Source organism: Novosphingobium gossypii (assembly GCF_050433305.1).
GTDB lineage: Bacteria > Pseudomonadota > Alphaproteobacteria > Sphingomonadales > Sphingomonadaceae > Novosphingobium > Novosphingobium gossypii.
In genome coordinates this window covers 277,903-291,612 of record NZ_JBNPXM010000003.1, presented here as the reverse complement: position 1 = coordinate 291,612, position 13,710 = coordinate 277,903, and the positions used below count along the sequence as shown (strand labels likewise).

At 64.7% G+C, this 13,710-nt stretch carries 18 protein-coding genes; 7 read left to right on the top strand and 11 right to left on the bottom strand.

Features of this window, described 5'->3' with window-relative positions:
- Positions 1-54: 54 nt before the first annotated feature.
- The 3 genes from GGR40_RS08925 to GGR40_RS08915 form a co-directional block, all read right to left on the bottom strand.
- A complete protein-coding gene (locus GGR40_RS08925; protein WP_429275984.1) occupies positions 55-396 on the bottom strand; it encodes a hypothetical protein in 342 nt (113 codons plus the stop codon).
- Positions 336-596, bottom strand: a complete 261-nt coding sequence (locus GGR40_RS08920; protein WP_429275990.1) for a hypothetical protein — start codon at positions 594-596, stop codon at positions 336-338. Before GGR40_RS08920 ends, GGR40_RS08925 begins: the two co-directional genes overlap by 61 nt.
- 202 nt (positions 597-798) lie before the next feature.
- Complete coding sequence (locus tag GGR40_RS08915) at positions 799-1,281, bottom strand: GAF domain-containing protein (protein WP_429275867.1); 483 nt, start codon at positions 1,279-1,281, stop codon at positions 799-801.
- 60 nt (positions 1,282-1,341) lie between these two features.
- Here GGR40_RS08915 and GGR40_RS08910 point away from each other — a divergent pair, with 60 nt between their 5' ends.
- Complete coding sequence (locus GGR40_RS08910) at positions 1,342-2,829, top strand: PQQ-dependent sugar dehydrogenase (protein ID WP_429275866.1); 1,488 nt, start codon at positions 1,342-1,344, stop codon at positions 2,827-2,829.
- Positions 2,830-2,870: 41 nt separating this feature from the next.
- On the opposite strand, the gene GGR40_RS08905 is transcribed toward GGR40_RS08910, so the two are convergent.
- Entirely contained in the window at positions 2,871-3,707 is an 837-nt protein-coding gene (locus GGR40_RS08905; RefSeq protein ID WP_429275865.1) for a DUF815 domain-containing protein, read from the bottom strand.
- Positions 3,708-3,755: 48 nt separating this feature from the next.
- Between GGR40_RS08905 and GGR40_RS08900 the strand changes: the two genes are divergently transcribed.
- The gene (locus GGR40_RS08900) at positions 3,756-4,703 is read left to right on the top strand and encodes an L-threonylcarbamoyladenylate synthase (RefSeq protein ID WP_429275864.1); all 948 of its coding nucleotides are present in this window, start codon (positions 3,756-3,758) and stop codon (positions 4,701-4,703) included.
- A gap of 62 nt (positions 4,704-4,765) precedes the next feature.
- On the opposite strand, the gene GGR40_RS08895 is transcribed toward GGR40_RS08900, so the two are convergent.
- The 3 genes from GGR40_RS08895 to GGR40_RS08885 are packed head-to-tail and all read right to left on the bottom strand — an operon-like array spanning position 4,766 to position 6,449.
- Positions 4,766-5,476 (bottom strand): GIN domain-containing protein, encoded by a 711-nt coding sequence (locus tag GGR40_RS08895; protein WP_429275983.1) that lies wholly within the window; start codon positions 5,474-5,476, stop codon positions 4,766-4,768.
- Between the two features lie 24 nt (positions 5,477-5,500).
- The gene (locus GGR40_RS08890) at positions 5,501-6,067 is read right to left on the bottom strand and encodes a DUF1700 domain-containing protein (protein ID WP_429275863.1); all 567 of its coding nucleotides are present in this window, start codon (positions 6,065-6,067) and stop codon (positions 5,501-5,503) included.
- Positions 6,057-6,449, bottom strand: a complete 393-nt coding sequence (locus GGR40_RS08885) for a PadR family transcriptional regulator (RefSeq protein WP_429275862.1) — start codon at positions 6,447-6,449, stop codon at positions 6,057-6,059. The genes GGR40_RS08890 and GGR40_RS08885 overlap by 11 nt, the downstream gene beginning before the upstream one ends.
- Before the next feature lie 174 nt (positions 6,450-6,623).
- Between GGR40_RS08885 and GGR40_RS08880 the strand changes: the two genes are divergently transcribed.
- Complete coding sequence (locus tag GGR40_RS08880; RefSeq protein ID WP_429275861.1) at positions 6,624-6,866, top strand: ribbon-helix-helix domain-containing protein; 243 nt, start codon at positions 6,624-6,626, stop codon at positions 6,864-6,866.
- Here the strand turns inward: GGR40_RS08880 and GGR40_RS08875 are convergent.
- The 3 genes from GGR40_RS08875 to murA all read right to left on the bottom strand — a co-directional run bounded on the left by GGR40_RS08875 (position 6,863) and on the right by murA (position 9,100).
- Positions 6,863-7,357, bottom strand: coding sequence for a phosphoesterase (locus tag GGR40_RS08875; protein ID WP_429275860.1), 495 nt, complete (start codon positions 7,355-7,357; stop codon positions 6,863-6,865). The two genes, GGR40_RS08880 and GGR40_RS08875, sit on opposite strands and share 4 nt — an antisense overlap.
- Positions 7,358-7,541: 184 nt before the next feature.
- Entirely contained in the window at positions 7,542-7,745 is a 204-nt protein-coding gene (locus tag GGR40_RS08870; protein ID WP_429275859.1) for a hypothetical protein, read from the bottom strand.
- 71 nt (positions 7,746-7,816) lie between these two features.
- Entirely contained in the window at positions 7,817-9,100 is a 1,284-nt protein-coding gene (murA, locus tag GGR40_RS08865) for a UDP-N-acetylglucosamine 1-carboxyvinyltransferase (RefSeq protein WP_429275858.1), read from the bottom strand.
- A gap of 158 nt (positions 9,101-9,258) precedes the next feature.
- Between murA and galU the strand changes: the two genes are divergently transcribed.
- Positions 9,259-10,140: a UTP--glucose-1-phosphate uridylyltransferase GalU gene (gene galU / locus GGR40_RS08860; protein WP_429275857.1), complete on the top strand. Its 882-nt coding sequence runs from the start codon at positions 9,259-9,261 to the stop codon at positions 10,138-10,140.
- A gap of 52 nt (positions 10,141-10,192) precedes the next feature.
- Here galU and mnmA read toward each other — a convergent pair whose 3' ends face one another.
- Positions 10,193-11,359, bottom strand: a complete 1,167-nt coding sequence (gene mnmA / locus GGR40_RS08855) for a tRNA 2-thiouridine(34) synthase MnmA (protein ID WP_429275982.1) — start codon at positions 11,357-11,359, stop codon at positions 10,193-10,195.
- Between the two features lie 143 nt (positions 11,360-11,502).
- Between mnmA and GGR40_RS08850 the strand changes: the two genes are divergently transcribed.
- The 3 genes from GGR40_RS08850 (at position 11,503) to GGR40_RS08840 (ending at position 13,694) form a co-directional block, all read left to right on the top strand.
- Positions 11,503-11,880: a hypothetical protein gene (locus GGR40_RS08850; RefSeq protein WP_429275856.1), complete on the top strand. Its 378-nt coding sequence runs from the start codon at positions 11,503-11,505 to the stop codon at positions 11,878-11,880.
- A 2-nt stretch (positions 11,881-11,882) separates the two neighbouring features.
- Positions 11,883-12,182: a CtrA inhibitor SciP gene (sciP, locus tag GGR40_RS08845; protein ID WP_429275855.1), complete on the top strand. Its 300-nt coding sequence runs from the start codon at positions 11,883-11,885 to the stop codon at positions 12,180-12,182.
- Between the two features lie 288 nt (positions 12,183-12,470).
- Positions 12,471-13,694: an efflux RND transporter periplasmic adaptor subunit gene (locus GGR40_RS08840; RefSeq protein WP_429275981.1), complete on the top strand. Its 1,224-nt coding sequence runs from the start codon at positions 12,471-12,473 to the stop codon at positions 13,692-13,694.
- Positions 13,695-13,710: the final 16 nt, after the last annotated feature.

Below are 13,710 nucleotides of genomic sequence, written 5' to 3'. Positions count from 1 at the left end.
AGACAATCCCCCGGGTCTTTTCGTATCCATCTCCGCAAGGTTGCAGGCGAGCGGCTACCTGACGCGGACACGCTTGTCGGGCACCACTTTGCTGCGGCGGGGGATTAGGCGGCGGGTGGGGCGCCTGGGAACGTCTTCATAGACGTATTCGACCGTCTCGGTGCAATTCGGCTCGGTTTGTGCAGGCGGCATCCAGCCTTGGGCAGGATAGCCATAGCCATAACCGGGATAATAGGCCTGTGGGGCATACCCGCCGTTTTGATAGCGGGCCTGATAATCGTCGAAATAGGCCGCGCATTCGTCGCGATTACGGCCGGTATCTTCGGCCTTGTCGATCACTGCTCCAGCGGCTGCGCCGGCGATGGTGCCAACGGTGCGGTTGCCACGACCAGCGATGCGGTTCCCGGCAAGGCCGCCGACAGCGCCTCCGATGAGCGCTCCTCCGGTTCCAGAATCCCGCGCAGACAGGCGATGTCGGCAATCCGCCAGCCAGGCCTCGCGCGCATCGTATCCGGCGCGATCGCTGTAATAGCCAGCAGAGTAGGGCGCCCGGTAAGACGACGCTTGATCTTCATAACTCCGATCATGCTGACCATATTCTTGGGCAAGTGCCGGCGATGCGGCAACAGCCAGCGTCACCAGAGCGGCGTGCAGAGGAAGACGCATCGAAGGCACCCTTTCGCGTATCTGACCGGGCCGAGATTAGCCCTGTCAGTTAACGCAAAATTTAACATCGTGATCCTTGCACCACCACGAGTTTTGCGCCCGTTTTACGTCATCGTCCCGTTTTGAAGCGCATCAGATTGCGGCGGCAGCGATGCGGGCGATGCGCTCGATCCCGGCAGCATCTTCGGCATCGAACCGCTCCGGGGTGGGGCTGTCGAGATCGATCACCGCGATCACCGCTCCATCGCGGATGACGGGCACGACCAGTTCGGACCGGCTTGCGGCATCACAAGCGATGTGCCCAGGGAATGCGTGAACATCGGGCACGACCTGAGTCTCTCCGGTGGCCGCCGCCGCACCGCATACGCCCTTGCCGAAAGGAATGCGGATGCAGGCTGGCTTGCCCATGAAGGGGCCGAGCACCAGTTCGCCATCGACGTTGCGATAGAAGCCCGACCAGTTCAGATCGGGCAGGAACTGCCAGATCAGCGCGGCGAGATTTGCCATGTTGGCAACGCCGTCAGGCTCTCCATGAATCAGCGCCTCGGCCGCTTCGGCGAGGTCGCGGTAAAGTTCGGGCTTGGGGAGGGCGGCATCGGCGGAAAAGTCGTACATGGGGGTGCCTTAGCGCAACTGGCTGTTGTCGGCCAGCCGGGGTGGGCTTATCTCGGTATCATGAACCCGATCGTCAAGAAGACCGCCATCGCCTCTGCCGTGATCGTCCTGGCTGCCGCCGGGTATGTATACTGGGGGCTGAACGCCAACACCTCGGACCTGCCCTCGGATGCGACCACGGGCAAGAACCCTCAACTGGTCGAACCCGCGCCGCAGCGAATCCCGAGCATCAAGCTGGCCAAGCCGGTGGGCTGGGCTGCCGGAGAGGCTCCCAAGGCCGCGCCGGGTCTGACCGTATCGCGCTTTGCCGAGGGGCTGGATCATCCGCGCACGATGCTGACGCTGCCCAACGGCGATGTTCTAGTGGCGGAAACGAACGCCCCGGCGGGCAACAAGCCAGGTGGCATCACTGGATTCGTGATGGGCCTGATGTTCAGCCGCGTCGGCGCCGGAGAGGCGTCGCCCGACCGTATCATGCTGCTGCGAGATGCCGACGGAGACGGGAAGGCAGAGCTAAAGACGACCCTGCGCACCGCCGACATGGCATCGCCATCCGGAATGGCTTACCGCGACGGCAAGCTCTACATCGCCGATCACGACAAGGTGCTGGAATTCGCCTTCACCCCCGGCCAGACGAAGCTGGAAGGCAAGCCGCTGCGCACGATGATGGACCTGCCCGGCGGCGGCAACCACTGGATGCGCAACCTGCTGATGAGCGAGGACGGCAAGCACCTCTACGTCGCTGTCGGATCTGCCAGCAATATCGCGGACAACGGCATGGAAGCCGAGGCAGGCCGCGCGATGATCTGGGAAATCGACGTAGCCACTGCGCGCCGCCGCCAGTTCGCCGTAGGAATGCGCAACCCTAACGGACTTGGCTGGAATCCCTCCACCGGAGAGATGTGGGCCACCGTGCAGGAGCGTGACATGCTGGGGCCCGATCTGGTTCCGGACTATCTCACCAACGTGCCGGTCGGGGCGCAGTATGGCTGGCCGTGGGTCTACTGGAAGAACACCTTCGACGACCGCGTGCAATGGCCGATGCAGACCTATATGATCGAATATACCCGCAAGCCCGAATATGCGATGGGCGCACATGTGTCGGTGCTGGGTCTGACTTTTGCAAACGGCGGCAATCGCATGGGCAAGGGCTTCGAGAACGGTGCCTTCATTGCCCGGCACGGTTCCTGGAACCGGCGCCCGGCAGCGGGATACGATGTAGTCTTCGTGCCCTTCGATGCGAACGGCAATCCGAAGGACGTGAAACCGCAGCCGGTGCTGTCCGGCTTCCTCAAGGACAACGGCGATACCCATGGTCGGCCGACTTGGGTGGCGTGGGACAAGGGCGGCGCGCTGCTGGTGAGTGACGATACGGCGGGCATCATCTGGCGCGTCATCTCACCCGGTGCTCAGCCTTCCACAGCGGTCAGGCCCGTGGTCACTGATCATTTGAAGCCGCGTGAGGACATCAAGGATCCGACCTCGCCGGAAGAGGCGGCAAAGCTGCTGGGTGGCTTCCGCAAGGAAGACGACAAGCTGCTTCCCTGATATGAGTCGGGCGTTGTTCCACGTGGAACAACGCCCGAAGGTCAGATTGCCTTGCCAGCCCGCCCGGCAAGTTCGTTGACGTATTGCCAGGCGACGCGGCCCGAACGGGCACCGCGACGACGCGACCATTCCAGCGCATCCGACTGTTCCCACGCCAAGCCCAGATCGGTGGCATAGCCGCCGATGATGGCAAGGTAGGCGTCTTGATCGCAGTTGTGAAATCCGATCGAAAGCCCAAAGCGGTCTGCCAAGGCCAGCTTCTCGTCCACGATGTCACGCGTATTGATGGGATCGTCCTGCTCGCTCATGGAACGACCGACGATGGCGCGGCGGTTCGACGTCACTGCAAGGCGCACGTTGGCTGGCCGCGCTTCGACGCCGCCTTCAAGCCAGGATCGCAGAATGCGGGGTCCGGCGCCGTCACCCTCCTCGAAGCCAAGGTCATCGATGAAGACGAGGAAACTGCGGTCCGCTTTGCCCAGTTCGGCGAAAAGGTCGGTGACGCCGTGAAGCGCTTCCTGCGCCACCTGAACCAGCGCGATGCCGCCGGGATGAGCAGCGTCGGCGGCGCGAATGGCGGCGCGGATCAATGCAGACTTGCCCATTCCGCGCGAGCCCCACAGCAGCATGTCATGCGCGGCGTGGCCCGCTGCCAGACGCTCGACGTTGGTGACCACGCGTTCCTTCTGGCTGTCGATGCCGCGCAGCATGGGCAGGGCGGGGGCATCCAGTCTGGCTACAGGGCGCGCTGCGGTTCCCGTCCAGACGTAGGCAGGGTGGCCCAGCCAGTCGGTGGTCGGCACGCTTGGCGGTGACAGGCGTTCAAGCGCTTCGGCGATACGAAGGAGAACGTCAGTCTGGTCACCGGGAAGGGTCATCGCTTGCATGTCCTTGGCTTTCTTCGCGTGGCGCTATAGCGACGAGGCATGGAGCACGCCAGCAAACCCGCCCTACTCGATGCAGGATCCGCCGGGATCGCTGCCGCCGCCCGTCTTCTGCAGGAGGGAAGCCTTGTGGCGATACCGACGGAGACGGTCTACGGGCTGGCGGCACGGGCAGACCGCGACGAGTCCGTGGCAGCGATCTATCGGGCCAAGGGACGACCCAGCTTCAATCCGCTGATCGTTCATGTGGCCGATCCCGCTGCCGCGCGGGAACTCGCCGTGTTCGATGTGCGCGCATCCTTGCTGGCGGACACGTTCTGGCCCGGAGCCCTGACGATGGTGCTGCCGTTGCGCAATGGCGCTCCGATCGCCGCAGCCGTAACGGCGGGATTGCCGACCTTGGCTGTGCGCTGTCCGGCACACCCGGTGATGCAGGCGGTGATCGCGAAGGCAGGTATTCCGCTAGCCGCGCCGTCCGCAAATCGCAGCGGTGCAGTCAGCCCTACCGAGGCGGGGCATGTCGTCCAATCTCTTGGCGCGAACGTGGATGCCGTCATCGACGGCGGTGCCTGCGCGGCAGGGCTGGAATCCACGATCATCGCGCTGCGCAGCGATGGCACTTGGCAGTTGCTGCGCCCGGGCCCGATCGCGAAGGCTCGCATCGCGGATGTGCTGGGTCAGCCAAGCGTGCCTGTAATGTCGCATGAGATCGAGGCTCCGGGGCAGTTGGCCAGTCATTACGCGCCAGGCAAGCCGGTACGTCTGAATGTGGCGCAGGCTGACGAGGATGAATTTCACATCGGCTTCGGTTCGGTGGGAGGGGATGCGACGCTTTCCGCATCCGGGGATTTGCCGGAAGCTGCGGCGCGTCTTTATGCGCTGCTGCATGCCGGAGCCGCGGCACCGCAGCCGCGTATTGCTGTGGCCCCCATTCCCGATGAGGACGTGGGCGCCGCCATCAACGACAGGCTGAGACGGGCAGCGGCCTGACGGCAGAAAGCCCGCAACGTCGAAGGACGCTGCGGGCTTCAGGTTGTTCCACGTGGAACAGCTCAGTAGTCGTGATCGACCGTGCCAATCCCGTTCATGCGGCTACGCAGCGTCTCGGGCTTGCGGACGAGGGTTACGTTACCCGCGCCGTTGATCTCGACATCGACCAGCCCGGTCGCACCGATGGTCACATCGCCTACACCGTTAATGCGCACGGTGGCGTCGCGGCCCTGCACCTTGCCAAGGTCGATGTTGCCCGCGCCGTCGGAGGTGACGAACATGCGGTTGACCTTGCCCGATGCGTCGAGGTCGATGGCGCCGCGGGCATTGATGCGAAGCGCTTCCTGATCCAGGCCGCGCATGTCCACGTCGCCGGGGGCATCTAGATCAAGGCCCGCGATCTCGGGTGCACTGATCCGCACCTTAAGGCCATGGTGGACGCGTGCCGATCCGTTGATCGACAGGCGGCCGTTTTCCCAAACCAGGCGATCCACGACATCGGCAGGGCCTTCGACGATCATCTCGGCCTTGTCACCACGGGTGAATTCCATATCCACGGGGACTTCCATGGCAAGCTGGCTGCCGGACTGGATGGCGAACGAGCGCGACTTGCGGGGGCCGTTCCGGTCACCGTCTTCATCGTCGCCAAAGGACCAGCCCTTGGTTTCGAACTCATGCTTGAGGTTGCCGCCGCCGACAGTGAGGGCGAGGGCGAAGGCGGCGATCGACAGGATCACGCCGCTGGCGAATACGATGAGCAGTTTCCTGAGCATCACTTGGTCCTCCTGGCTTTCGCTTCAGTCTTGGGAATGGATGGCGGGTTCCAGCACGCGGTAGTGCAGGCGTCCGAACCACATGAGCGCATTGACGATCCCGATGCCCACGATGGTGAGCAGGGCGCCGATGCCGACGGCGGCGCTCATCGTGCCGAGGCCCAGCAGGATCGCAATGAGCGGCCCGCCCGGAAACCCGGTGAAAGGGCCCGCGATCAGCATGAAGCCACCGCCCACGAACGCGGCCAGCACCGCCACGAACAAGCCGAACATAACGCCCAGAACCGGCAGCACGATCGGCAGCAGGATCAGGATGTCGATGGTCGCAAGACCCATGAAGGCCAGGATCGCGCTCCACGCCGAGGCGGGGGTACGGTCGCTCTTCCAGTTGCGGAAGCCTGTCTCGAAGCGCAGTTCACGGGCCAGGCGGCTGGGATTGCCGAGGGCTGCGGCGACCTCTTCCTCACTGCGGCCCTCGGCAAGGCCGGCTTCGAAGTGCTCTTCATAGTCGGCGACGATCTCGTCTATGGCGTCCTGCGGCATGCCCTTGAGGCCCACTTTCAGGCGCTTGATGAACTCGTTACGCTTCATGGTCGGGTCCTCCTTCCTGAACGGGGCCTTCCGTCGTGGGCGCAGTCGGCTCGGTTGTCGTGGTTGCTCCAACGATCAGGGTGTCCACCGCCTCGGTGAAGCCGCGCCATTCGGCGATCTGCTCCGCCAGACGGGCGCGGCCCGTTTCGGTGAGGCTGTAGTACTTGCGCGGCGGGCCGGAGGGCGATTCCTCAAGATAGGTCTTCACCAGACCTTCGGACTGCATGCGGCGCATCAAGGGGTAGATCGTGCCTTCGCCCATATCGACCGCGTCAGCCATGCGGCTGGCGATTTCGTAGGCGTAGCTGTCTCCCCGCGAAAGCAGCGCAAGGACGCAAAGCCCCAGCACCCCTTTCTTTAACTGGATCTCGATTTCGGACATCGAATCATCTCCTGCGGATGACCAGTGTATATAACCAGCTACTGTTTAACGCAAGGTACTATGCAAAAGAAAATACATGGCTAGGCATAATACCTATCAAAGGCAGGTATCTGGCTATGGGCTTCGCACCCGGCTAGGCTGTTCCAAAAGCGTGTTGCGCGGTATTCATTGCCTATGACGACGCCCTATCATCCGCCCGTGAAGCGTTCCGTCGAGATCGCAGGTCACAAGACCTCGATAAGCCTTGAACCGGTGTTCTGGGATCTGCTGAAGCACGCAGCAGCGTGTGAAGGCGTGCCGGTCAATGCGCTGGTGGCCCGCATCGATGCGGAGCGGCTGGAGGCGGATACCCCGCCGGGTCTGGCAGGGGCGGTCCGGGTGTGGCTTGCGACTGTGGTGCTGAAAGCGCAGCCCTAGGCAGCGCGACTCATCGTCATGGGCACGTTGCGATGCATCAGGGCATCCAGACTGACCGGCCCCCATCCAAGGCCTGAGGCGGCGACGCAAGTGTGGCCGGGCCTGTCCCATACCCCGGCAACGAGACCATGCAGCACGCGGGCGTCGCATTCCAGCGCCTTTGCAGGGTCGCTGAGCAGGGTGAAGGGGCCATGTTCGGTTTCCACCCGGCAAACGTCGCTGACGCTGGCGAAGCGGCCCGTGGCAAGGCAGTTCCAAGGTTGGGGATCGGACCGACCGCGCACCAGATGCTTCACGCCCGGCAGGCAGCCCAGATGCACCGCATTGCCGACATTGCCGAGGATCCACACGGTATCGTCATCCGCGACACGGGCGCGCCACATCTCGCAGATGCGGCGCGTCATCTCGGAACTGTCGGTAAGGCCGAAGGGAATGGCGTGCAGGGCACTGTCGCCGTTGAAATTGAGGTCCGCGACAAAGTGGATCGCCATCGTCATCTTCCCGTCCGGATGCGGCCCGACCGGCGCTCCACAAAGGTTTCAACGGGTTGGATGAACAATTCGTTCCAGCACGCGTCCGCAGATTCCGCTGGTGACGATAACGCCGCTGTGACGGATTGCGGAAAAGGCGGGGAAGCTCTCGCTTCGCCCGCCTTTTGCTGAAAGATGGATCAGGTCAGTACGTGGACGGCGGATCGCTGGCCGGGAAGCTTTCGTCGATCGCTTCGTCGGTCTTGTCCCAACCCTTGGGCGGGTTGGTCATGTGGTCCGGGCCGGACCCGCGGATCCCGGCGAACTCCGTCTCCTGCTTCTTCTCGGTAGCGTACTTGTAGAGTGCATAACCGACCGCACCGGCGGCCGCCAACTTGATGAGGCCCATGTCGTGTTCTCCTCTCGGCAATTCAGGAGGGGCAACGCGTCAGGGCCTTCAGTTGTTTCCGAAGTGTAACCTCAGTCGCCGCCGACGCGTTCGATCTGCGCGCCGACGAGCGCCAGCTTCTCTTCGAGACGCTCGTACCCGCGATCGAGGTGGTAGAGGCGATGGACCTGCGTCTGCCCCTGGGCGGCAAGGCCGGCGATGACCAGGCTCATCGAAGCGCGCAGGTCGGTGGCCATCACGTCCGCTCCGGTCAGCCCGGAAACGCCGTGGACGATGGCGGTGCGGCCCTTGGTTTCGATCCGCGCGCCCATGCGGTTCAGCTCGGGAACGTGCATGTAGCGGTTCTCGAAGATCGTCTCGGTCAGCACGCTGGAGCCCTCGGCCATGCACAGCAGCGCCATCAGCTGTGCCTGCATGTCGGTCGCGAAACCGGGATAGGGGGCGGTCGACAGCGTAACCGGGCGCAGCTTGCCCTCGGCGGCGACGTGGATGCCGTCGGCCCTGGGTTCGACATGGACGCCCGCGTCGCGCAGCGCCTGCACGGTGGCTTCCATGTCCTCGATCCGGGCGCCCTTGAGCAGCACTTCGCCGCCGGTGATGGCCGCGGCGCAGGCGTAAGAGCCTGCCTCGATACGGTCGGGCATGACCATGTAGGTCGCGCCGTGGAGGCGATCGACGCCGTGGATGGTGAGGTCGCTGGTGCCGATGCCCTCGATCTGCGCGCCCATCGCGACGAGCAGGTTGCACAGGTCGACGATTTCGGGCTCACGCGCGGCGTTGTGAAGGGTGGACTTGCCCTTGCACAGCACGGCGGTCATCAGCGCGTTCTCCGTCGCGCCTACAGAGACGACCGGGAACGAATAGCGCCCGCCCGGCAGCCCGCCATCGGGCGCGATCGCCTTCACGTAGCCTGCCGCCATCTCGATCGTCGCGCCCAGCGCTTCCAGCGCCTTGAGGTGCAGGTCGATCGGTCGGTTGCCGATGGCGCAGCCGCCGGGCAGCGACACGGTCGCTTCGCCCATGCGGGCCAGCATCGGGCCGAGGACCAGGATCGAGGCGCGCATCTTGCGCACCAGATCGTAAGGCGCGACCGAACTGGTGATGCGGGTTCCCTGCAGGGTCATCACGCGCCCGAAATCTTCCGGGCGGCTGCCGGCGATGGCGGTGGAAACACCGAACTGGTTCATCAGGTGCTGAAAACCATCGATGTCCGCCAGCCGCGGCAGGTTGCGCAGAGTCAGCGGCTCTTCGGTGAGTAGCGCGCAGGGCAGCAGCGTCAGCGCGGCGTTCTTGGCCCCCGAGACGGGAATGGTGCCGGAAAGGCGCTTGCCGCCTTCGATGATGATCTTGTCCATGCGAAGTTCTTTAGCGCCAAACGCAGGCGCTTCAACGGGAGGCACCGCAAATTCGTGGCGGATTAACGCTTGGACATAGTCGCCATGGGCTTGTTGCGCATCGTTCGATTTACCGCTTTAAACGCAACCGCAACATGAGCGAGGCATTATCCAGACCCATGAGTGACAAACCTTTCCGCAAGCCGGTCCGCAAGGCCGTCTTTCCCGTCGCCGGTCTCGGCACCCGTTTCCTCCCGGCCACCAAGGCCATTCCCAAGGAACTGCTGCCGGTCGTCGACCGCCCGCTGATCCAGTACGCCGTCGACGAAGCGCGTGAAGCGGGGATCGAGGAGTTCGTCTTCGTCACCGGCCGCGGCAAGACCGCCATCGTCGAGCATTTCGACACCGCTTACGAGCTTGAGGCGACGATGACCGGTCGCGGCAAGTCGCTCGACCCGCTCGAACCCACCCGCATCCAGCCCGGCAACCTCGTCACCGTGCGCCAGCAGGTGCCGCTGGGGCTGGGCCACGCAGTATGGTGCGCGCGGGCAGTGATCGGCGACGAACCTTTCGCCATCTTCCTGCCCGACGAACTGATGTATGGCTCTCCGGGCTGCATGAAGCAGATGGTGGAAGCCTACAACGAAGTGGGTGGCAACCTCGTCTCGGTGCTGGAAGTCCCGCGTGAGGAAGTGTCCAGCTACGGCGTGATCGCGCCGGGCCAGTCCAATGGCGCGCTGACCGAAGTGAAGGGCCTTGTCGAAAAGCCCAAGGTGGATGAAGCGCCCTCGAACAAGATCGTGTCGGGCCGCTACATCCTCCAGCCCGAAATCATGGGCCTGCTCGAAACCCAGGGCAAGGGCGCGGGCGGGGAAATCCAGCTGACCGATTCGATGGCCAAGCTGATCGGCCAGCAGCCGTTCCACGCCGTCACCTTTGCCGGTCGCCGTTTCGACTGCGGTTCGAAGGTCGGCTTCGTGGAAGCGACGCTGGCCATCGCGCTCGACCGTCCCGACATGGGCGCCGAAGTGCGTGAGATGGCAAGGAAGATGCTGGGCTAAGGAGCATCCGGCGGGGTGGGCGGCCGTCCGTCCACTCCGCCGCTGAGCTGCCTCAGGCGGCCTGCACAGCGCTCTGGGTCGAATCGATCCAGCCGCCGCCGATCACTCGGTCATCCGCATAGATCACTGCCGCCTGTCCCGGCGCAACGCCGTATTCGGGCTGGGCGAAGCGGATCGTCGTGGCCGCACCTTCGCCCAGCGGGCCGTCGAGTTCGACGGGCACCGGCTTGGCCAGCGACCGGACCTTGGCCGTCAGCGTGACGCCTGCCGGGATCGGCCCGATGCGGTTGGTCTCCACGATCCGTGCGGCGGCTGTTGCCAGCAGACGGCGCGGGCCGACGCGCACCCGGCGGGTTTCCGCCTCTATCCCCGTGACATAAAGCGGCTCGGGCTGGCCGCCGATGTCGAGGCCACGGCGCTGGCCCACGGTGTAGTGGATCACGCCGCGATGGACGCCCAGCACCGCCCCGGTTTCGGCATGGACGATCTCTCCGGGCGCTTCGCCTTCGGGGCGTACCGAGCGCACGATTTTGGCATAGTCGCCGTCCGGCACGAAGCAGATGTCCTGGCTGTCCGGCTTGGCGGCTACGCGCAGGCCCGCAGCCTCCGCCAGTCGCCGCGTCTCGGTCTTGGGCAGGCCACCCAACGGAAAGCGCAGGAAGTCCAGCTGGTCTTCCGTGGTGCCGTAAAGGAAATAGCTCTGGTCCCGCGCCGGATCGAGCGCGCGGTGCAGTTCGGAACCGCCCGCGCCTTCCACCCGGCGCACGTAGTGCCCGGTCGCCAGACAGTCCGCGCCCAGTTCGCGCGCCATCGTCAGCAGGTCGGTGAACTTGGGCCCCATGTTGCAGCGGATGCAGGGGATGGGAGTGCGGCCGGCAAGATAATCGTCGGCGAATCGCTCCACCACTTCCTCGCGAAAGGCGCTTTCGTGGTCGTAGACGTAGTGCGCGATGCCGAGTCGGTCCGCCACGGCGCGGGCGTCGCGGATGTCGTCGCCCGCGCAGCAGGCACCCTTGCGTCCGGTCGCGGCGCCGTAATCGTAAAGCTGCAGCGTCACGCCGATCACTTCAGCACCGCTGGCGGCGGCCAGCGCGGCGACGACGGAACTGTCCACCCCGCCCGACATGGCGACGACGATGCAGCGGGCGGAAAGCGGCTGGGGCAGCTGGAAAAGTTCGGCGGCGTCCAGCCCGGAAAGAAGGTCGGCAAAAGCGGTCATGGTGGGGCGGCCCATACAATGTCGGGCGCGCGATTCCTATCCTTTGCGGGATTCACGCTGCTGGGACCGGCCCGGCGCATCCTGAAGAAAGGGTAAAACCGGCTTTTACGATCCTTTGACTATCGCCGGGGTATAGGGGCGTCATGAATGTCGCACGGAACCATATAGCCCCGCAAACAGGGGATGCGCCGGGTCGCGCGGGTGACGGGCTGTCCTATGACGGCATGCCGGGCCTGCCCCCCTTTGCTGATCCTCTTGCGATCGATCCGCCGGTGATCGACTGGCATGCGCTGCGCTCGCGCCTGTTCGCCACGCACGACAGGCTGGGCGTACTGGGCGAGGATGCCGCGACGTCGCGCCTGCGGCTGCGCGGCAGCTTCGATGGCTGCGCAGCATCGGCGCTTCATGCTTACGAAGAATCCTCAAGGCCCATTAACCTTGATGCTTCAAGCAATGGCAAGCCCGTTCAGGGCAAGGATAATCCGGTCGCCGACGTCAACGGTAGCGGCGAACGAGGGTAAAGATGATCGAGAACCAGAAAATCCGCCCGGCACAAGTGATCGGCCCGCTCGGCGAGCCGCTGACGATCGACGATCTGCCGCCCGCCAACACCACCCGCTGGGTCGTGCGCCGCAAGGCCGAAGTCGTCGCAGCCGTCAACGGCGGCCTGCTGACGATCGACGAAGTGTGCAGCCGCTACAGCCTGACGCTGGAAGAATTTGCCGGCTGGCAGCGTGCGGTCGACCGCTCCGGCATGCAGGGGCTGCGTGTGACGCGAATCCAACACTATCGCGATCTGTACGAGCGCCAGCAGAAGTTCTGAGCGCCTGCAGCGATTACAGGATTGAAATCGGACGCTCGCGAAGCAACTTCGCGGGCGTTTTTCATGCTTTGGTGAAACAAACCCTGCTATTTGAACGCTTCTGCGCAATGAAGTCGTTCGTCGATGGCTGTCGGCCGCAAACAGAGTTCGCGTTGCCACCCTGTTCCCGCGAGTATATGAATCCAGCGATTTAAGCCACATTTGCGGCCCGTTTCGATGTGCGAGCGGATCCACTTGGGGCGGGAGCGCACGCTGCCCGGGGGTGCGTGCAGGCGTGCGGTGGAACAGATGAATTACGACGGCAAGATTGAATCCGGCCATGGGCAGGCTGTCGGAGGGCACGCCTTCGACGCGACGGGCACTGTGCTCGACCGCGACGATGGGCTGGATCGCCGTTCGCGCCGCGTCGTCCTGCTCGTCGTTGTCACAGTGATGCTGCTGGCGGTCGCGCTGTGGTTCGTCCTGCACAAGGACGAAGGTGCCGATGCTGCCGCCGGCGGCAATGCGCAGGTTCCGGTCGTCTCGGTGGTGGTGCCGGGCCGCTCCAGCGTCGTCGGAGAGATCACGGCCAACGGATCGCTCGGCGCGCGTCGGGCGATGCCGGTCGGGTCGGTCGGCGAAGGCGGCGAAGTTCGCGAAGTGCGCGTCGATGCCGGCGACTGGGTGGAACAGGGGCAGGTGCTGGCGGTGATTGACCGTTCGGTGCAGGTCCAGTCCGCCGCCAGCCAGGCCGCGCAGGTCCGCGTCGCCGAAGCCGACGCGCGCATAGCGCAGTCCAACCTCGATCGCGGCTTGAAGCTGGTCGATCGAGGGTTCATCTCCAAGGCCGACATCGATCAGCTGACCGCCACGCGCGATGCCGCCGTCGCCCGCGTGAGCGTGGCCCGCGCCAGCCTCGGCCAGTTGCAGGCGCAGAACGCGCGGCTCAACATCGTCGCGCCCGCTGCAGGGCTGGTGCTGGAACGCAACGTCGAACTCGGCCAGGTTGTCGGCGGCGGCACCGGGGTGCTGTTCCGCCTCGCCAAGGGCGGCGAGATGGAACTGCTTGCGCTGCTGTCCGAGGACGACCTTGCCAAGCTGGCGGTCGGCACCGAGGCGAAGGTGACGCCTGTAGGCTCGGGCAAGTCCTTCACCGGTCAGGTCTGGCAGATTTCGCCCACCATCGATGCCACCAGCCGTCAGGGCACTGCGCGCATCGCGCTCAAGTACGATCCGGCGCTGCGTCCGGGTGGCTTTGCCACTGCCGTGATCGCCAGCGGCACGGTGGTGGCCCCGATGCTGCCGGAATCGGCGATCCAGAACGATGCCAGGGGATCGTTCGTCTATGTCGTCGGCAACGATGGCCGCGCCCATCGCCGTGCGGTGAAGACCGGCCTTGTGACGGCAACCGGCATCACCATCACCTCGGGCCTCAACGGCGACGAGAAGGTGGTGATGCGCGCCGGCGGCTTCCTCAACGACGGGGACAAGGTCAAGGCACGCCCGGCATCCGCCGCGGCTTCGGCCAAGTAACGGACGGCCTGTAGCC